General features: G+C 41.3%; 12 protein-coding genes and 1 riboswitch. Of the genes, 9 read left to right on the forward strand and 3 right to left on the reverse strand.

Translation table 11 applies throughout. The annotated features are described in order from the left end of the window. Positions 1 to 109 precede the first annotated feature (109 nt). Positions 110 to 8,773, forward strand: coding sequence for a KxYKxGKxW signal peptide domain-containing protein (locus AC6UD0_RS02610; RefSeq protein WP_500708058.1), 8,664 nt, complete (start codon positions 110 to 112; stop codon positions 8,771 to 8,773). 155 nt (positions 8,774 to 8,928) lie between these two features. Here AC6UD0_RS02610 and AC6UD0_RS02615 read toward each other — a convergent pair whose 3' ends face one another. Then, complete coding sequence (locus AC6UD0_RS02615) at positions 8,929 to 9,474, reverse strand: folate family ECF transporter S component (RefSeq protein WP_500694594.1); 546 nt, start codon at positions 9,472 to 9,474, stop codon at positions 8,929 to 8,931. Positions 9,475 to 9,521: 47 nt separating this feature from the next. Beyond that, a riboswitch (THF riboswitch) is annotated at positions 9,522 to 9,619 on the reverse strand. Positions 9,620 to 10,172: 553 nt separating this feature from the next. Beyond that, positions 10,173 to 10,769: a hypothetical protein gene (locus AC6UD0_RS02620; protein ID WP_500694593.1), complete on the reverse strand. Its 597-nt coding sequence runs from the start codon at positions 10,767 to 10,769 to the stop codon at positions 10,173 to 10,175. A 276-nt stretch (positions 10,770 to 11,045) separates the two neighbouring features. Between AC6UD0_RS02620 and AC6UD0_RS02625 the strand changes: the two genes are divergently transcribed. The 7 genes from AC6UD0_RS02625 (at position 11,046) to AC6UD0_RS02655 (ending at position 16,384) form a co-directional block, all read left to right on the forward strand. Next, the gene (locus tag AC6UD0_RS02625) at positions 11,046 to 11,969 is read left to right on the forward strand and encodes a prenyltransferase (protein ID WP_500708059.1); all 924 of its coding nucleotides are present in this window, start codon (positions 11,046 to 11,048) and stop codon (positions 11,967 to 11,969) included. A 188-nt stretch (positions 11,970 to 12,157) separates the two neighbouring features. Continuing rightward, positions 12,158 to 12,673, forward strand: coding sequence for a sigma-70 family RNA polymerase sigma factor (locus tag AC6UD0_RS02630; RefSeq protein ID WP_500708060.1), 516 nt, complete (start codon positions 12,158 to 12,160; stop codon positions 12,671 to 12,673). 68 nt (positions 12,674 to 12,741) lie between these two features. Continuing rightward, positions 12,742 to 12,945, forward strand: coding sequence for a DUF1659 domain-containing protein (locus AC6UD0_RS02635; RefSeq protein WP_500694590.1), 204 nt, complete (start codon positions 12,742 to 12,744; stop codon positions 12,943 to 12,945). 14 nt (positions 12,946 to 12,959) lie between these two features. Continuing rightward, positions 12,960 to 13,199, forward strand: a complete 240-nt coding sequence (locus AC6UD0_RS02640) for a DUF2922 domain-containing protein (RefSeq protein WP_500708061.1) — start codon at positions 12,960 to 12,962, stop codon at positions 13,197 to 13,199. Between the two features lie 190 nt (positions 13,200 to 13,389). Continuing rightward, a complete protein-coding gene (locus tag AC6UD0_RS02645) occupies positions 13,390 to 14,448 on the forward strand; it encodes a carcinine hydrolase/isopenicillin-N N-acyltransferase family protein (RefSeq protein ID WP_500699901.1) in 1,059 nt (352 codons plus the stop codon). A gap of 86 nt (positions 14,449 to 14,534) precedes the next feature. Beyond that, the gene (locus AC6UD0_RS02650; protein ID WP_500699900.1) at positions 14,535 to 15,683 is read left to right on the forward strand and encodes a glycerate kinase; all 1,149 of its coding nucleotides are present in this window, start codon (positions 14,535 to 14,537) and stop codon (positions 15,681 to 15,683) included. A 71-nt stretch (positions 15,684 to 15,754) separates the two neighbouring features. After that, on the forward strand, positions 15,755 to 16,384 hold the full coding sequence (locus tag AC6UD0_RS02655; protein ID WP_500696313.1) for a class A sortase: 630 nt from the start codon (positions 15,755 to 15,757) through the stop codon (positions 16,382 to 16,384). Positions 16,385 to 16,455: 71 nt separating this feature from the next. Here AC6UD0_RS02655 and AC6UD0_RS02660 read toward each other — a convergent pair whose 3' ends face one another. Beyond that, complete coding sequence (locus AC6UD0_RS02660; protein WP_500694586.1) at positions 16,456 to 16,989, reverse strand: hypothetical protein; 534 nt, start codon at positions 16,987 to 16,989, stop codon at positions 16,456 to 16,458. Between the two features lie 660 nt (positions 16,990 to 17,649). On the opposite strand from AC6UD0_RS02660, the gene AC6UD0_RS02665 reads away from it, so the two are divergent. After that, a partial coding sequence (locus AC6UD0_RS02665) for a mucin-binding protein (RefSeq protein ID WP_500708062.1) occupies positions 17,650 to 21,149 on the forward strand: 3,500 nt, incomplete at its 3' end.

A 21,149-nucleotide genomic window follows, 5' to 3' on the forward strand; every position in this document is an offset into this window, starting at 1 on the left:
GTGAAAAAATCGTCCCATTATTGGGAATATGGGCTAAATAATTTCATTTGGATATATAGTAAGACCATCTCAATTTAGATTATTCACAAATTTAAGGGGGAAAGATCTTATGAGAGGGAAAGGAAATAAAAAGCAAAACATTCGTCTAGCATTAAGAGATGATGCTAGAACGCATTACAAAATGTATAAAGCTGGTAAACAATGGATGGTTGCCGGAATTTCACTAATTGGTGGATTACTGGGTGCTAACATTGGAATTGCTTCTGTTTCAGCTAATTCAGTTTCAACAAGTGGCAATAATACTAGTAAAGAAAATAAGGATGCGGATGTTTTACCGAATAAAAACTCCGCAACAATTTCATCAACGTCACAAACCACGTCTTCTGCAGCCGGGAGTCAGGTGGATTCGCAAGCTAAGATTGACCAAATCTCCACTAGTATGAGTGAAGCTTTGTCAACGTCTACGTCAGCTTCCATGGCCGCTGCTAATTCCACTAGTGAAAACAAGGTTAGTTCCGATTCTGGTTCGACGACGGCCAATAGTCAGGCTAAGAGTAATCAGACTAAGACTGAGAATCAATCCGAACAAAATTCTAACACGACTAAGGCTGTGCCTAACTCTGACAGTGAGGCCATTAAGGCTGATACGAATGGTAAGACGACAGGTTCTACTAGCTCAGTTGATTCAACTTCAGCTGCTAGTCAATCGATTAGTGATCAAGTTAAGCCATCAGTCTTACAATCAGGTTCACAGCTTAATAGTGAGTCCACTATTAACAAGGCCTTAGACAACAGTCAGTCAATCACGGCTGCGCCACAGCTTAACAGCGACAGCAGTAGCATTAGTGGGATAAACGATTCCGCTAAAGCAAGTGAGACAACTAACCAAGATGTTTATAACCAAGTTAAGGCCGTTGTGCCAAACGACGCTACCGTTACCGTTGATTCACAAAACCAAGTCATTAGTGTTGGTTTAGCCAACGGTTTGACACCTAATAATAGTACTTTGGCAGCCCTAAGTACCATTGGTGAAAACAACAACATGTCCATTAACATTAAGGACTTAAGTGGCAATAAGAATAGCGATGCTAACAGTACTTCAACTTTGGCTGATAACGTTCTGTCTGACAGTGAAAACGTCTTGGCTAACAACAGTGAATCGACTAGCCAAAACGTTTCGACATCAACGTCAGAAAGCAACAGTGCTTTAACTAGTCAAAATGAGCAACAATCTACTAGTGCCCAAAATTCAACCAATGAAAAGCAACCAGTCGCTAATCCGAACGTGGTACTAGCATCTCAACAAGATACTTCAACGGTTCATGTTTCAACTGCGGACCAATTATACGATGAAATCGTGAACGGAACCGCTAATAACATCATCATTGATGATGACATTAACTTTGCTGATTTAAAGAACTTTAATAGTGGGCAAGAAGTTGTTAAAGACGTTAAGAACCCACGGAATTTAAAGATTGGTTCAGCTGCCGGGCACCATTACACGATCGATTTAAGGGGTTATACCTTTAATGATTGGGGCGGTAACGTTAACAATACTACCGTTGAATATGACAATTTAGACATTTATGGTCAATGTTTCTACGGTTTTATGAGTCAATCAACCACGTACATTGTTAATAATGTCAATTACACTGGTGCTCAGTTTATTTACGGAAAAAATGGTTCTGGTGGACCTACTGACGTTACGATCTACGGTAACGTTACCGCACAGTCAGTTCCTTCCTACACGAATAAGTTTTCTAGTAAACCAATTCAAACTGAATCTGGCAGTCAACAAGTAATTGAAGCCGGTTCAATTACCTTTGGCGCTAACTCCAATTTCACTGGGACTAGTTACAGTGATAATGTTATCGAATTAAGTAAGGGTGGCAACGTTAATGGCGACGTTACGTTAGAACATGGTGCTACCGTTACCCTAATTCCTAACAATAATGGTGGTTCTAATGAAAACAGTAGAAACGGTACTGTTTATGGGATTACCACCAAGGGTGGCAATATTAATGTTGAAACAGGTGCTACTTTAAATATTATTTTGAATAATAATAATAGCAGTACAACTAGTTCCCTGGCCGGAGCCATCTATTCCTTTGGTAATACCGCCATTACTGTTAATGGCTCCATGAATATTATTGCTAATGGAAATATTAATCCTGGAAATTCTTCTCAACCAGGTTTGATTTACCTTGGCGATTCTTCTAGTGTCTTGGTTAACAGTGGCGGTAATCTTAACGTTACCTACAATCAATCTGGAAAGACGACTAGTTACCCACAAAGTTTAATTTACTTAAATAATGGTGGATACATCACCGTTGAAGATACGGGAAAGATGTCATTGAAGGCAACGGGAAACCAACGAGTTATTCTAGTAAATAATGGCGGATCTGCTGGCACGATTACCATTACTGATCCTGAAAACGTTGTGTTTGATTTAACCCAAAATACTAATACACAGAGTTTAATTGCCAGCAATCGGACTGTCTTTAGTGTTAAAAATGTATCAATGATAATTGGGAATGAATCATTCCCAGACCCAACGAGTTATTTGAACTTCGAAATTGGTACAGATGGTAAAATTGGGAAAGTTGTGTTATACAATTTTAATTTTGATGAAGAAGAAAGAATTGAGGCCGTATTAAACGGTCAAAATCAGCCAAATTACCTTCAATTTGGATCTGGTAACACAGCTACGAGTAATAGTCACAGTACTTCTAATAGTCAATCAACCAGTACAATTGATAGTCACAGTGAAAGTGAAAGTGCTTCTACAAGTCAAGTAGATAGTTTGAGCGACTCAACTAGTGATAGCTTGAGTAAGATTGCTAGTAACAGTGACAGTTTAAGTGATTCTACTAGTAAAAGTGACAGTACTTCAGTAAGTGAAAGCGACTCAACAATTGACAGTTTGAGTGAGTCTACCAGCAAGAGTGAATCTATAAGTACAAGCAATAGCTTGAGTGAATCAACAAGTAAGAGCGGTAGTACTTCATTGAGTAACAGCGAATCCGCCAGCACTTCAATGAGCGACAGTCAATCTACTAGTACTAGCGATCAAAACTCAACAAGTACGAGCGGTTCCGTAAGTACCAGTGATAGTTTAAGTGAATCAACTAGCAAGAGCGATTCTGTTTCATTGAGCGATAGTCAAAGTGCTTCTACTAGCAAGAGTGGCAGCACTTCCTTAAGTGATAGTGAATCCACTAGTACCTCAATCAGTGAAAGTAACTCGACAAGCAAGAGTGGTTCCGTAAGTACAAGTGATAGATTAAGCGAATCTACTAGCAAGAGTGACAGCACTTCATTGAGTGGTAGTGAATCAACCAGTACCTCAATGAGTGAAAGTAATTCCACTAAGAGCGAATCTGTAAGTACTAGTGATAGCTTAAGTGCATCTACTAGCAAGAGTGGCAGTACCTCATTAAGCGGTAGCGAATCAACTAGCACTTCAATGAGTAATAGCATTTCTACTAGCAAGAGCACCAGTACTTCATTAAGTGGCAGTGAGTCAGCTAGTACCTCAATGAGTGAAAGCAACTCAACTAAGAGTGAATCTGTAAGCACAAGTGATAGCTTAAGCGAATCTACTAGCAAGAGTGATTCTGTTTCATTGAGTGATAGTGAATCCACAAGCACTTCGACTAGCAAGAGCGACAGCACTTCATTGAGTGGCAGTGAATCAACCAGCACTTCAATGAGTGAAAGTAACTCAACTAAGAGTGATTCATTAAGTACAAGCGATAGCTTGAGTGAATCAACTAGTAAGAGTGACTCTGCTTCACTAAGTGACAGTGAATCAGCAAGCACTTCAATCAGTGAAAGTGACTCCACTAAGAGTGACTCCATTAGCACAAGTGATAGCTTGAGTAACTCGATAAGCGAAAGCAAATCCACTAGTACTAGCGATGAAAACTCTACAAGTTCGAGCGGTTCCGTAAGTACCAGTGATAGTTTAAGCGAATCTACAAGTAAGAGTGATTCCGTAAGTACTAGTGACAGCCAGAGCACTTCTACTAGCAAGAGCGGATCTGTAAGTACTAGTGATAGTCAAAGTATCTCAACTAGCAAGAGCACCAGTACTTCATTGAGTGGCAGTGAATCAAATAGCACTTCAATGAGTGAAAGCAATTCAGCCAAGAGTGACTCCATCAGCACTAGTGATAGCTTAAGCGAATCTACTAGCAAGAGTGGCAGTACTTCATTAAGCGGTAGCGAATCAAATAGCACTTCAATGAGCGAAAGTAACTCCACCAAGAGCGATTCATTAAGTACAAGCGACAGCTTAAGTGCTTCAACTAGTAAGAGCGGCAGTACTTCATTAAGTGACAGTGAATCAAATAGCACCTCAATGAGCGAAAGCGATTCTACTAAGAGTGACTCCATAAGTACGAGTGGTAGCCAAAGTATCTCAACTAGCAAGAGCACCAGTACTTCATTGAGTGGCAGTGAATCAAATAGCACTTCAATGAGTGAAAGTAACTCAACTAAGAGTGATTCATTAAGCACGAGCGATAGTTTGAGTGAATCTACAAGTAAGAGCGACTCTGTTTCATTGAGTGATAGTGAATCGACCAGCACTTCAATTAGTGAAAGTGATTCCACTAAGAGTGATTCGTTAAGTACTAGCGACAGCCAGAGCACTTCAACTAGCAAGAGTGGCAGCACTTCATTAAGTGATAGTGAATCAACTAGTACTTCAGTGAGCGAAAGCAACTCAACCAAGAGTGATTCATTGAGCACAAGTGAGAGCTTAAGCGAATCAACTAGTAAGAGTGGATCTGTAAGTACTAGTGACAGTTTAAGCACATCCACAAGCAAGAGTGACTCATTAAGTACAAGCGACAGCTTAAGTGCTTCAACTAGTAAGAGTGGCAGTACTTCCTTAAGCGAAAGTGAGTCTACTAGCACCTCAATGAGCGAAAGTAACTCCACCAAGAGTGACTCCATCAGCACTAGTGATAGTTTGAGTAACTCAACAAGTAAGAGTGGCAGCACTTCCTTAAGTGACAGTGAATCAACTAGTACTTCAATGAGCAAGAGTGATTCCGTAAGTACTAGTGACAGCTTAAGTAATTCTACAAGTACGAGCGGCAGTACCTCATTGAGTGGTAGTGAGTCAAATAGCACTTCAATTAGTGAAAGCAATTCTGCCAAGAGTGAGTCAGTAAGTACTTCAATGAGTGAAAGTAACTCAACCAAGAGCGATTCTGCAAGTACCAGCGACAGCCTAAGCGAATCCACAAGCAAGAGTGGCAGTACTTCATTGAGTGGCAGTGAATCTACTAGTACTTCAGTGAGTGAAAGTGACTCCACCAAGAGTGATTCTATAAGCACTAGTGATAGTTTGAGTAACTCGACAAGTAAGAGTGACAGCTTAAGTCAATCTACTAGTCAGAGCGGGAGCACTTCCTTAAGTGGTAGCAAGTCAACCAGTACTTCGATGAGTGAAAGTGAGTCGACTAAGAGCGACTCCATCAGCACTAGTGATAGTTTGAGTAACTCAACAAGTAAGAGTGGCAGCACTTCATTAAGTGACAGTGGATCAACTAGCACCTCAATTAGTGAAAGTAACTCAACCAAGAGTGAATCAGTAAGTACCAGTGATAGTTCCTCAGTAAGTGGTAGTACTTCTACCAGTGATAGCCTGAGAAACTCTATGAGTGGTAGTGCCTCATTGAGTACCAGTGGCAGTCAAAGCGTTTCAACAAGTAACAGTGATAGTGCTTCATTGAGTACTAGTGACAGCCAAAGCATCTCCACTAGCAATAGCGACAGTGCTTCTGTAAGTACTAGTGACAGCCAAAGCATCTCCACTAGCAATAGTGGCAGTGCATCATTGAGTACTAGTGATAGCCAGAGTATCTCTACTAGCAATAGTAATAGCGCATCTGTAAGTACAAGTGACAGTCAGAGCGTTTCAACTAGCAACAGTGGTAGTGCATCATTGAGTACAAGCGACAGTCAAAGTACTTCTACTAGCAATAGTTCCTCAGTAAGTGGTAGTGAATCAACCAGTGATAGCCTGAGAAACTCGATGAGTACAAGCGCTTCGTTGAGTGGTAGTGAATCCACTAGTACTTCGATGAGTAACAGTACTGCAAATAGTATTAGCGATAGTGCATCTGTAAGTACTAGCAATAGTCAAAGTATTTCAACTAGTGACAGCAACAGCACATCATTGAGTACCAGTGATAGCCAAAGCGTCTCCACTAGCGACAGCAACAGCGCATCATTGAGTACCAGTGATAGTCAGAGTATTTCAATTAGCGATAGCGCCAGCACATCATTGAGTACGAGTGACAGTCAAAGTATCTCCACTAGCAACAGTGATAGTGCTTCTGTAAGTACTAGTGATAGTCAGAGTATTTCCACGAGCGATAGCGCCAGCACATCATTGAGTACCAGCAATAGTCAAAGTATCTCCACAAGCAATAGTGGTAGTGCCTCATTAAGTACTAGCAATAGTCAAAGCGTCTCAACTAGTGATAGCGACAGCGCATCGTTGAGTACTAGTGATAGCCAAAGTATTTCAACTAGCAACAGTACCAGTGCTTCGTTGAGCACTAGTGATAGCTTAAGTACTTCTACAAGTGATAGTATCAGTGCTTCATTGAGTACGAGTGACAGTCAAAGCGTTTCAACTAGCGACAGCAACAGCGCATCATTAAGTACCAGTGAAAGCCAAAGTATCTCAACTAGCAATAGCAATAGCGCATCATTGAGTACCAGCAATAGTCAAAGTATCTCTACTAGCAATAGTTCCTCAGTAAGTGGAAGTTCATCTACCAGTGATAGCCTGAGAAACTCGATGAGTACAAGTGCTTCGTTGAGTACAAGTGGCAGTCAAAGTACTTCCACAAGTGATAGTACCAGTGATTCGTTGAGTGGTAGTGAATCCACTAGTACTTCAATAAGTAACAGTACTTCAAATAGTATTAGCGATAGTGCTTCTGTAAGTACGAGTGGTAGTCAGAGCATTTCTACGAGCAATAGTACCAGTGCTTCGTTGAGTACAAGTGATAGTCAGAGTATTTCAACAAGCAATAGTGGGAGTGCCTCACTAAGTACCAGTGATAGCCAAAGTATCTCAATAAGCAACAGCGATAGTGCATCTGTAAGTACAAATGACAGTCAGAGTACTTCAACAAGCAATAGTGGGAGTGCCTCACTAAGTACGAGTGACAGTCAAAGCATTTCCACTAGCAATAGTGGGAGTGCTTCGGTAAGTACGAGTGACAGTCAAAGCATTTCAACAAGCGATAGCGCCAGCGCATCATTAAGTACCAGTGGTAGTCAGAGCGTTTCAACTAGCAACAGTGGTAGTGCATCATTGAGTACGAGCGATAGCCAAAGTATCTCAACAAGCAACAGCGATAGTGCATCTGTAAGTACTAGTGACAGCCAAAGCATTTCTAATAGCAATAGCGATAGCGCATCATTGAGTACCAGCAATAGTCAAAGTATCTCCACAAGCAATAGCGCCAGTGCTTCATTGAGCACAAGTGACAGTCAAAGCATTTCAACTAGCGATAGTTCCTCAGTAAGTGGTAGTGCATCTACCAGTGATAGCCTGAGAAATTCCATGAGTACAAGTGGATCAATGAGTGATAGCTTATCAACAAGTGCAAGTGGCTCAACTAGTACTTCAATGAGCACAAACCACTCCGCAAGCACCAGTGCGAGTGCTTCAATGAGCGGTTCTCAATCAACCAGTGATAGCCTATCGACAAGTGCCAGTGGTTCAACTAGTACTTCAATGAGCACAAACCACTCCGCAAGCACCAGTGCGAGTGCTTCAATGAACGGTTCTCAATCAACCAGTGATAGCTTATCAACAAGTGCAAGTGGCTCAACTAGTACTTCGATGAGCACAAATCATTCAGAAAGTACCAGTGCGAGTGCTTCAATGAGCGGTTCTCAATCAACCAGTGATAGCCTATCGACAAGTGCCAGCGACTCAACCAGTACTTCGATGAGTACAAATCATTCCGAAAGTACGAGTGCCAGTGCATCAATGAGCCGTTCTCAATCAACCAGTGATAGCTTATCAACCAGTGCAAGTGGTTCGATGAGTACTTCGATGAGCGACAACCATTCTACAAGTACGAGTGCTAGTTCTTCGGTAAGTGGCAGTGCTTCCACAAGTGGTAGCTTAAGCAATTCCACAAGTGTAAGTGGCTCAACCAGTACTAGTGATAGTATTTCTACTAGTGCCAGTGACTCACTAAGTACCAGTACAAGTGGCTCAATCAGTACTTCAATGAATGACAATCATTCGGCAAGTACGAGTGCTAGTGCTTCATTGAGTAGCAGTCAATCCACCAGTGACAGCTTATCTACTAGTGCGAGTGGTTCGATGAGCACTTCAATGAGTGCAAATCATTCGGCAAGTACCAGCGCCAGTGAATCAACTAGTACCTCAATGAGTGATGTTAACTCAGCAAGTACAAGTGCCAGTTCCTCATTAAGTGGCAGTGAATCGACGAGCGATAGTCTGTCTATAAACACTAACGGTTCAACCAGCACTTCGATGAGTGACAACCATTCAACGAATACCTTAGAAGACAACGGTAATGCTACTAATAATCACGGTAACAAGGGTGAAAATACTGCGAAGAAGAATAATAAAGCAGACAAATTACCTCAAACCGGACAAAGTAACAATGATCTAGTAACTGCTGCAGGTGTTATTGAACTCGCAATGGTTGGACTTTGGGGAATTCTTAATGGACTTAAGAGACGCAAGAAGAACCAATAAGCAATTTAACTAGATATTAAAACCATAAATAAAAAAGATTTTAGTATCTGTTAACATTAAGCGATCAAATTCGAAATGAATTTGGTCGCTTTTTGTGTATGTAAGAAGACTAAAAAAGGGTCCCTGAAGTTTTTAACTTCAAGGACCTTTTATAATTATTTACTTTTGAAAACGTTTGGTTTCATATGCTGAATGACTCTATTATTCATTAACACGTACAGGATTACGATTTGAATCGGAGTTGCGATGATGTTTTTGACAATCCGGATTGGCAGGTAATAGAAAAACGACGTGTTGGACATGATTGAGATCCAAAGGGTGTTGAAAAAGACGTTAATCACTAACGTGATAATTACCATCGTGATCGTCAAGCGCACCCAACCAATTTTTTGGTGGTGATAAAAAGCAAAACTATATATCAGGGCGGCTAACACGGCGGTAAAAGTGTAACCGATAAAAAAGCCGTACCCATTAATAAAGGATTGCAGAATATCTAAAATCACTGCCGAGATGGAGGCCCAGAACGGACCAAACCACCATGCGATAAATACGGCGGCAATAAAGCCAAATCCAATCTCTAGATAACTAGTCTGAAACTGAATCTTACCTAGCACAATCTTGATGGCCATCAAAACCGCTAGATAGGTTAATCCCTTAGTGCTTAGGGGGAGCATCCCCCAATGTTCTAATTCTTTCTTCATACTGACATCTCCTTAGTGGAGCTGCCACCAAAATTGGCATAAATTAAAGTGGCGAATGCGGACCAAGCACCGCAAACTGTTAGTTTTTCGTTCAGCGTTCACATTCCGTTCCGCCGACACTTAACGCGCAAGGTCCTACTCCTAAATTTTTAGAACATTCTAAGTATACTCCTTTTAAGATAATTGTTTTGTTAAATATGGTCAGTCTGGGAATCGAACCCAGATTATCGAAGCCATCGCTGACCTACCATGACTAAGGTAAGAGAAAAAATAAGAAAATTGGTTTGATTAATAAGTAAGTATTAATCAAAGGTCCCTTTCCGATTAGTTCTCTTTGGAATTAACTACCTATGTATGATTTCTATTTATAAAAGCCCCGCCAGAGGAATGTACAAATCATATATATTAAAGATCGTAATTAAACTTTTAAAATTTAAACATAATAAGTAGTTAAGTGCAGAGGGAAGAATCGAACTCCCGTTGTTAAAAGTTACCAGACTCCGCAATAATTTATTCATCTAAGATACTAACAGGAACCAATTATTAATTGAGATCATATGTAAAAATAATACATTATTTTAAAAGAAAATTAAACGTACTTTTAGTTCATAATGAGGTACTATGAACCGTAAGAAAAAGACTAGTGCCCGTCTGTAGGCGCTAGTCTCTGGAAATTAAATTGTGATTACAAAATTAAATTATTGAAAACTGATGATTTTAAAATCGTCGTCATCGGCAAAAATCTCAAAGTTAAAGACCTGACCTAAATCGTAGTGTTCGACGTGATAGGCAACGTTGTCGTCAATGGCGTTTTCAAGTTTGGAAAGATTAAGTGCGGAGATAAAACTAAGCGCATACTCTACTAACATGATTGGGTTGTCAATTAGGTCGTGGAACTGGCTCTCGTCGTCTGAGACCGTGGTGATGTTTCCTGAAAACTCGTCACCGATGGTGTTGACTCCGTTGTAGCACTTCTGTTTAAAGAATTGGTTGCGGATAAATCCTAGTCGGTTGGCCTCATCACGGTCTTTGACTTGGTCGGTTTGGACCTGGAAGTTATCATCTGTTTTGTTTAGTTGACTGTGATTTGGCACAAAGTCCCAAATTGAGCGTTTGTCTTTGAAGTTTGGGGTAACGTTGTATGGATTTAAGCGGATGATTTCATGATCGTTAAGTTCGCATACTGGAAGCGATGAGTACAGGCTTTCTTTTTGTTGCTTCTTGATATAGGCATCCTGATACATCAGGACGAGATCGATCACGTACTGGGCGTCTCGAAGTTCGTTTAGTTTCATGGTATTCCTCCTTTCTGTGCCACTCAATATAGCAGGATTAGACCGTGAAAGTCTAACATATTGTTTATAAATTAACATGAAGTGGAGCTGAAATGTTTTATGTAAATATGATGATAAAGTGCTATTATAATAGTATTTATTAGAAAAGATGATTTGACAAAACAAAAGCTATTTTTATTAGATAGTTAACATTTGTTACTAAATTCACTATATTACATCTTTTCTCAACCAATTAATTTTTGCGGGATTCTTTAACGAATCCAGCCGGAGGTTAAAATGAACATTCATAAATTAGTGGCCCTAACGGAACCGAGTTCGCTCGTGTCAACCGTGATTCCCTTTTTATTGGGATTAATGTTTGTCAGTTATGATTACGGGGAAGTCGACATTTTTAATTCTATTATTTTGTTACTAGCGTGTCTTTTAATCCAGCTGATGGCCAACTCATTGGATAATCTGGCTGATTATCACTCCGCCTTTAAGACTTCGAAAAAGGCAGCCAGGAAGTTTCGGGAGCAGACCAATTCACTAGGGGTCAACAAGATTTCATTTAAGGCGGCAGTGATTACGACCATAATCTTTGCGTTTTTAACTGCCATCTTGGGCATTTATTTGCTCATTGCGACCACGATGTGGTTACTAGTGATTGGTGTAATTGGCTTTATTATTAGTTATTTGTATGCTAGCGGACCACTGCCAATCTCTCACACGCCCTTTGGTGAAATGGCATGTTCGCTAACGATGGGAGTGGGGATTACTTACACCGTCATCATGGTAAACGTGCCGGTATCACAATTTAGTTGGCAACTGTTTTTAAATGGCCTTTTGGTGTCCACACTCGCTCTGTTTCCGCTTGCTAGTATCATGCTTGCCAATAACCTCTGTGACGTAAAGGAAGACATCCAGTTAAACCGTCATACCCTAGCGTCTTTCATCGGAAAAAAGTGGTCGTTAGTGGTTTTTACTGGCAATTATGTTGTGACTTACATCATGGTAATTGTAACCGTCTGGTTGCGGCTACTTCCGGTTAGTACGTTACTGGTATTGTTCACGATTCCAGTAATTTATCAGCATGTGCGTAAATTTATCCATGTTCAGGACAAAAAACGGACGTTCATTCTTTCCGTCAAGAGTAGTTTTGCGATTTTACTAGCGCTGATTTTGGCAGCGTTCTGCCAGTTATTAATGGCTTTTTTTTAAATTAATCTCTATGAGTTGGAAAATGGATTCCACCTTTAAATTTGATGTCTTGACGTTAGCCTTGCTAGCGTCTTTTTTGACGGCAAAATTCCGCCATTTGCCGGGATGGCACTGATTCTTGTTCCACCTTATGCTAGTTCTTGATACAAAGGCCTTTGGATCAAACTACTTTAGGGAGATTCAGTTTTATGAATAACAAGCAAGCAGCGTTTCGTTTTTTAATGGCAGGCGACCACGAGGTTGTGATTTTTGGCGTACTGAAACGTTTGGGAATTAGACCATTTTACGACCAATATCAGGACCTGGTGTCAGAGGGACGCCTGGCATTTGTGAGTGCGTATCAACGCTATCCGGGTGATCCCACCGATGATAAAAGTCGATTAAATTTCATCTATCAGGGAGTTTACTGGCACCTTTTGGATCTATTAAAGAAGGAAACTAGGCAGAGTTCCAGAATTGACGTTGAAAATAGTACCGACCTAGATGTTATTTCCGATGGTGGCGAAGATGTTGAAACGCGCATCGTATTTGAAGAAGTTCTGAACCGATTAAACGAAAGGGAGCGCCAGCTGGTGATACGGTTGTACCACGGCCAGTCGATGACAACAATTGCGAAAGAACTTCACGTTTCACGGAAGACCCTCTACCAGTGGAAAAAGAACATTATCAAAAAGGTCAATTGGGGTAACACATTTATCAACTGATTCGTTTCTAGTAGATGTAAGGGGTTGGCCAACTGCCTTAACAAAATAAACTGAAGAGGATGGAAAAAATGAAAAGAAATTGGATGAAGACTAGCGCAACATACACACTTGCAGGAGAGGGTCACGCTGACGCCAAACACACCTTTAACAACCTGGTGCAGAACGTTTCAGAGGACCAAATCAAGCAGTTCGGTGTGATTTTAGCGGAATTATCCGGTGACTCATTTAAGAAGGCAACGTTGAGTTCCACTGATACTTTGGATGCTGAATAATTAGGAGGATGAACATGAGAAATTTAGAATTAGTTTTTAAATCAGATCAAAACAAGGTTAAAACCATTAAGTTGAGCTACGCTTCAAGCACTCTGGGTGAAGAAGTGGTCAAGAACGCCATGGACCGGATTGCCAAACTCGAGATGTTTCAAAAGGACGGCGTGAACTTGTACAGCACACCGGTTTGTGCCCGTTACGTGGAAATTAAGAAATACCCGATCTATCAGGCACCGGTAGTCCCAGCTGTTAAGTAAATATCGGATTTAGGAAAAGCACTTCATCTGTGATGGAGTGCTTTTTTGTTTGCGACATTGTTTGAATTACGTCACAGGGGTTCATTTTCCGAAATGGCGTGCTTACAGGTTTTTAATTGGGGCTGAAAATTTCGGTAACTAAAAGGCCACTCGTTTTGATAGGGTAAATATCATGTGAGGAGCGAAAGTAATGAAGAAAATCATTAAATATGGATTACTCGGAATCATTGCGGTGCTGGTCGTAATCGGGTTGGGACTCTTTTTCATGTTTCACGACGAATTATCGACCTTGAACTCCGTGAAAAAGGTCAACAACTATCCTATGTACAAGATGACGTACAAAAATGACTATGGACTAGATAAATTGTTAAAACAGGGGGCTTCAAACGACCAGGAGTTGGTTCAGTTTGCGTCCAATCAACTTTTAAAGGGACTGCCACTTAAGATTGACATTCCTAAGGTGTCCTGCACGACGTTTTCGGCCACGACACCCAACGGTCAACACCTGTTTGGCAGAAATTTTGACCTGCAGTATTCACCGTCAATGGTGGTTAAGACGGCACCGAAAGACGGCTACAAGAGTATCTCAATGGTTGATTTAAAGTTTTTGGGACTGGATCGGCAGTCAATGAGTAAGTTTTCCGACAAGGTAATTTCTCTAGCGGCCCCGTACATTCCGTTTGACGGAATTAACGAAAAAGGTGTGAGTGCGGCCGTGTTGTGGGTCCCTGACAAGGTCACCAATCAACAAACCAGTAAGCCGGACATCACGACCAGTATAGCCATTCGGATGATTTTGGACCACGCTAAAGACACGAATCAGGCCATTAGTCTCCTTAAAAAGTACGACATGCATGCGTCGGCGGATGGCTGTTACCACTTCCAGCTCAACGACGCTAAGGGTAATAGCGCGGTGGTTGAGTACGAAAATAACAAGATGTCGGTAATTCCACAGACCGGAAATCACCAGGTCTTGACTAACTTCTATCAAACTCCGGGAAGTAAGTATCATAAGGGAATTGGTTTTGATCGGTACAACGTGGCTAACGGTAAACTGGATCAGAATCACGGAATTGAGACCGAGAAGCAAGGGATGCAACTGTTAGATGACGTGCACGATGGACCTCACATGCCGTATCAAGACGATAGTCCAACCCAGTGGACCGTTCTTTACAATAATTCCCAAAAGACGATGACGGTGGTTACCGGGGCCAATTTTAAAAAGCAGTATCACTACCAAGTTAATTAATTTAAAGCGCTTCATTATATATGAAGTGCTTTTTTTGTGCGTTATAATCGGTTTAATGGATGAACAAGTTCGAAAGGAGGAAGAGCATGAGTTTACGGTTTGTTTTAGCGCCAGATTCATTTAAGGACAGTATGTCAGCCAAACAAGTGGCAGGCGCAATGGCGGCGGGCATTATCAACGTTGATCCGTCGTCCCACATTGATAAAGTTCCGATGGCTGATGGTGGCGAAGGGACCGTTGACACGCTGGTTGACGCCACTCATGGAAGGAAGATTGACGTCACGGTTGATGGTCCGATTCCTGGTCAGAAGGTGGATTCATTCTTTGGAATGCTCGGTGACGGCAAGACCGCGGTCATCGAGATGGCGAAGGCCAGTGGACTGGAGTTAATTCCTGAAAACCGTCGTAATCCAATGGTCACAACCACGCTTGGGACTGGTGAGTTGATTAGAGCTGCCTTGGATTTTGGCGCCCAAAAAATCATCATCGGAATCGGTGGCAGTGCGACTGTTGACGGTGGAACCGGGATGGCAACGGCCCTTGGCGTCAAGTTCATGGACGAAAACGGAAAGGTCATTATTCCAAACGGATCCTCAATCGGTCGCATCTCCGACATTTCGGTGGCGGGACTCGATCATCGGATCGCCGAGACCGAATTCGTGGTTGCTTCAGACGTGACTAATCCACTGGTCGGAAAGAACGGAGCGGCGCCGGTGTTCGGTCCCCAAAAAGGTGCCAATTCCAGTCAGGTCGTGCAACTGGACAATAATTTAAGAAGTTATGCGCACGTGATTAACGATAAATTAGGGATGGACGTTACAAGCGTTCCTGGCAGCGGTGCCGCTGGTGGTGTTGGTGCCGGACTGATGGTCTTTTTAAAGGCCAAGTTGCGTCCCGGCATTGAGATTGTGGAACAGACGGTCGGACTAGAAGAAAAGATTAAACATGCCGACTGCGTTTTCACTGGTGAGGGCAGTATTGACTCCCAGACCAAGTTCGGTAAGGTGCCCTTTGGAGTCGCCAAGTTGGCCAAGAAATACCATAAACCGGTCTTTGTTGAGACGGGTCACATCGGTGAAGGAATTAGTGATCTGTACGATGCTGGAGTGTCGTCGGTGATTGACATCTTAGACGGAGTGACGTCAATGGAAGAGGCCCTTAAAAGGGGACCCGAAAACATCGAACGTACCACCGAGAATATTATAAGAATTATCAAAGCCAGTTCGAAACTTTAGATTTTAAATAGAAATAAGGTAGAATAAGCGTATGTAGTAGTGGAGTACGTTTACGAAATGGCGGTAGGAAAATGAAAAAATTTTTTTGGAACCTTCTAATTGTGGTCCTGGTCGTTGTCGGGCTTGGTCTGGTCTTTAATTCTCAGATTACTTCATGGTGGGTTGGATACCAAGGCGGACAGAAGGCTAACAGTATCACCAAGCAGGAGGCTAAGCGCGGAAATCAACGTAAGGGTGATTATGATTTTAGTAACGTGAAGGCGGTCGACGAGAACGCCATTATGAAGAGTCAAAAGGCCAAGCAGTCGCCCGCAATTGGCCGCATCAAGATTCCAGACTTAAACATTGATTTACCCATCTTTAAGGGGCTAAACGACGATGATTTAACGATTGGAGCCGGAACGATGAAGATGGACGAAAAGATGGGGGAGAAAAACTACGTCCTGGCGGGTCATCACATGAAGGACCCAAACGTGTTGTTTTCGCCGCTATCAAAAGCAAAGGTCGGACAGAAAATCTACCTTTCCAATCCTAGTAAGAAGTATACCTACAAGATTACCAGTAAAAAGATTGTCTCTGAAGATGACATCTCGGTGATTAATGATAATGGCAACCAAAAAGAAATCACGCTAGTCACGTGTGCTTCTGGAAATCCGGGTGAAACCAAACGGTTGATTGTGTCCGGTAAATTAATTAAATAGTTCAAAATAAAATACCGTGTCGTTATTAATCTAATAACGACACGGTATTTTTGTGTCGTGAGTTGATAATATCAGTTGTCTTGAAAATACTCGCGAAGTTTCTTTTCAAAAGATTGGGGTGCCTCTGGGACTGGACTGGTAATCCACATCTCCAAAATAAAGAAAAAGGCCTGAGCCTGCAGATTCATAATCATATTTTTGGGAATCTTTTGTTTAACGTGAAAGTTGGGTGAGTTGTTCATAATGTTACTTTTATACTTTTTCAGTAAAAAAGCCATGAAAATCCCCTTGAGGCTTGGTTTGAGTAGGACACGAATCTGATCGCGATACTTATACACAAGCTCCGGTAGGCAATTAATCAAATTATTGACGTAGGTGTCGTCTGGATCACTTTCCTTATTAAATTCTTCGTCAATTTGATTGCATAATGTGGTTTGAATGTAAGTGATTAAATCATCAATGCTTTCGAAATTATTATAAAAGGACTTTCTTGATACGCCAGCCGAGTCTGTTAGTGATTTCACGTTGATATCAAAGATGCTTTTGTGACTAGCTTGAATTAGAAATTCGTTTGCGATTAAGTCCTTGGTTACATTGGTTGCCATATTTTTCTCCAGAATTTTGATATAAATCATTCTAAGAGAGTTACTCACTAGCGAGAGTTGTTTTAACTCTTTTGGATAATTAAGGCTTTTTACACATTAAGCGACCATTGAATGTGAATTGTATTATAGCAATTATAATATGATATCCTTTATAGTTTCCTGCATGAGTACCGATGTAAACTTTATAAACCAGTTTTTATGTACATCACAAGAAGTATTCTTATTTTTGGACTCGATCGTACATAACAAATTAAATTTTTTTAAAGGTTTCACATACTTGTTCTGGTGGAATTAATTTGATTAGCTGATCTACTAGTTACGTGGGTGCTAGTTGTGATTTCCATGAAACAAAAGTACTTATGTACTTTTTAACTTACTTCTTAGATTGAAAGTGAGTTTTGTTACTGCTTTTAAATATATAGTATTAATGTTACAAAAATATTACATTTTTTGGTGATTATTTACACATAATGAGTATTATGTGGGACCAGACACATGACGTTAGACTAAATAAAAGCTTATTATGACAGTATTTTACACACGTTGTGTAAAATACAATTGTGTTCAATTCAATTTCGATTTGTGCAATAATTGCTTCAGGCTTAGTTAGCCGGTAAGTATAGATTAATTTGAAATTAGAAGGGCAGGTTTTTTACTTATATGTTTAATCGTGATAGCAAAACACATTATAAGATGTATAAGGCTGGTAAACGATGGCTGTTCAGTGCCATTACAGTCACGATGTTTTCAGCCGGGATTTCAGGCGGAATCCTTATGTCTAACCAACATAATGTGAAAGCGGACGTTACTAACAACGCTCAGATGAATTCACAAAATAGTGATTCGTCTGATAAACAAGTAACAGTACCGCAAAATCAGACTACCAATGATCCGGCAACTGAACAGAACGTCACCAAGAGTGATGACACAGCAAGTAACCAAAATGTTACTGCTGCTCAAGATACAACTAAGAATGATGACGCTTCAGCTAAGCAAACCGATTCATCACAAAATCAGACAACCGATCAAAGCACCACTAAAAGTGATGACACAACCAGTCAAAAAACCGATTCAACAAACTCTGATCAAAACATAACAAAAAACAATGACACCACACCAGACAAGCAAGCTGACGCTGATGCCACTAAAAATGACAACACTACCAATCAAAAGGCTGACTCAGCAAAAGACCAAGCAACTGACCAAGACTCCAATAAGAGTGACGATGCTTCAAGTCAGAAGAATGATGCATCACAGGACCAGTCTTCTGATAAAAAAGCTGATGCCATTAAAAATGATGATGTGGCAAACAAGGAAGCTGATGCCTTAAAAGACCCATCAGCTGATCAAAAGTCTGACCAGGAGGCAGCTACAAGTGATAACACAGCAAATAAGCAAGACGCTGTGGTAGCTGCCAACCAAAAGACTGATGATCAAGCAACAGCCATGAAGCAAACTGCGGCAGCCTTAGCCACCAATGATCCCCAGAATCAGCTAAAGAATGCCACTACTGATCTTGCTGCTGAACCATTTAAGATCACTGTTAGTGATCCAGACTACAAGTCTTATGGTGTTCCTTGGGTTGATCCAAACTCCGATCACTTTACGTATGGTTTTGTCACTGTGAAAAATGCTGCCAATACTAACAAAGTAAAATGGATTGTTTGGTCAACTGATCGTACTGGTGACGGAGTTGTCTATGTAAATGAAATTGATGCTGACGGTAACCTTCTTAAAACCTATGTTCTTAATCAAGACGGCGAAGTAGTTAACTCCGATTATATTAATGGAATACAGTATAAAAGATGGAGCAATAACTATAGTTCGATGGGATTTGAAGGCGATAATCCTGAACAGTATGTTTTCAGAAAAAACTGGTTCTATAATAACCCAGCCGGAGTGGATGCCAATCTTGGAGCTATGAATTCCTATACTCCAGATAAAGTTACTTCGACAGTTACGTGGACGAATAAGGACACTGGCGAAGTCATGGCTACCCATCATTTCACTGGAATGGCGGGTCAGTCATATGATATTACTGGCATGCCCCCTGAAATTCCCACCACTTATTACATTTCTACCGAGCCATCAAATGCTACAGGAACCATTTCAAGTTTTGGTGTGGTTGGGACTAAGTGGGTTTCACATCTGAAACAAGGTTACGAGGTAACCTATACTGAAACTGATGATCATGGTGGAATGAGTGTTCAATTAACGGATAAAGACGGAAACCTTGTTCCCGGTAGTGATGGTCAGACAACCTACCATATTGATGCTAGTTATAACTATGACCCAACAACTAAACAGTATTCATGGGATATTCCTGGATATGGAGTTGTGGTTCTTACCCCAATTTATGTTCCACAAACCCGTAAGATCGATTATCAAGTTGCTCAACTGGGAAAATTAGTTCCAGTTGATTCCAATGGCAATCCGATTGACAATGGATCCCATGATGTTCCATACGAAACGCAACCAGACGATCCTACTAAAGCACAACAACCTCAATTACCCAATATTCCTGGCATGATTCCAATGGATCCCCATGATCCAAGTCAACCATTAAAACCAGGTCCAGATGGAACTTATCCATACCCAATTACGGATCCAGGTTCAGATACCAAGGTCCCTTATGGCCCCGCTACCAGTCAAGTGACTGATAATAGTGGTCACGGTACCATTACCGTTCACTACAAGGATGCTAACGGAAACACCGTTTCACCAGATAAGCAAGTCAGCGTTCCATTTACGAGAACTGGTACTAGAGATAATGAGACTGGTAACATTACTTGGGGCGACTGGGAACCAGTTGGCAATGCTAATCAAGTAATCACTTCACCAGAGGTTCCTAATATGACTCCTAATCAGCCAACGGTTACTGGAAATGCCACTGAAGGTAAAGATGATGTTCATACCGTTATCTACAGTGACACCCTAACAACAGTAACTGATAATAGTGGTAAAGGAACCGTGACCGTTCACTATGTTGATGTTAACGGCAAGACCATGGCAAAGGATCAAGTTGTTACCGTTCCATTTACTAGAACGGGGACTAAGAACGAAAAGACTGGTTCAATTACTTGGGGTGACTGGAAGCCAGCCGATAACGCTAACCCAGTTATTAATTCTCCCAAAATTACTGGTTACACACCAAGTCAAGCTAGTGTAACGGGTGATGCTGCTGAAGGAAAAGATGATGTTCATACCGTTGTCTACACCGCCAATGAAGAACAGGCTCACGTTGAATACATTGACCAAGATAATGGCAATAAAGTTCTAGTAACTGATAACTTAAACGGGAAGTTCGGTAGTCAATCTGATTACAGTACTGCGGATCGGATTGCTAGTTACGAAGCTCAAGGCTACGAATTGGTATCCGACGGATACCCAAGTGGTTACAAGTTTGGCGACAATAATCCCACCTTCCAAGTTGTCTTAAAGCACAAGACCAAGGAAGTTACGCCAGATAACCCTGGAAACCCAGGTCAACCAGTTGATCCCAACAACCCAACGGGACCGAAGTATCCTGATGGCACTAGCAAGGACAACTTGACTAAGTCCATTACGAGAACCATCCACTACGTTTACGCCGATGGCAGTAAAGCCGCAGATGACCAAGTAGAAACGGTTACGTTTAACAGAACCGCCACCTTTGATGAAGTAACTGGTGAAATAACTTATGGTGCTTGGACATCTGACAACGATGTCTTTAGTTCGGTTGATTCACCAGCCATTACGGGCTACACTCCTGATCAAGCGACCGTTGGTTCCGAAACTGCCACTGCTGATACGAAAAATTCAGACGTTAAAGTCACATACACTGCTAACGATGAGCAAGCTCACGTTCAGTACATTGACCAAGATGACAACAACCGAGTTATTACAACTGACAATCTAACTGGTAAGTTTGGTTCTAAGTCTGATTACTCAACCAAGAACGAAATTGCCAGCTTAGAGGCCCAAGGTTACGAATTAGTCACTGATGGCTATCCAAATGGTTATGAATTTAATACCGACAACCCAACTTTCAAAGTTGTTTTTAAGCACAAAACCAAGACGGTTACGCCAGATAACCCGGGACAACCAGGACAACCAATTGATCCAAATAACCCAACGGGACCAAAATATCCTGATGGAACTAGTAAAGATAACTTAACCAA

This window comes from Fructilactobacillus sp. X7R9C1 (assembly GCF_059901005.1).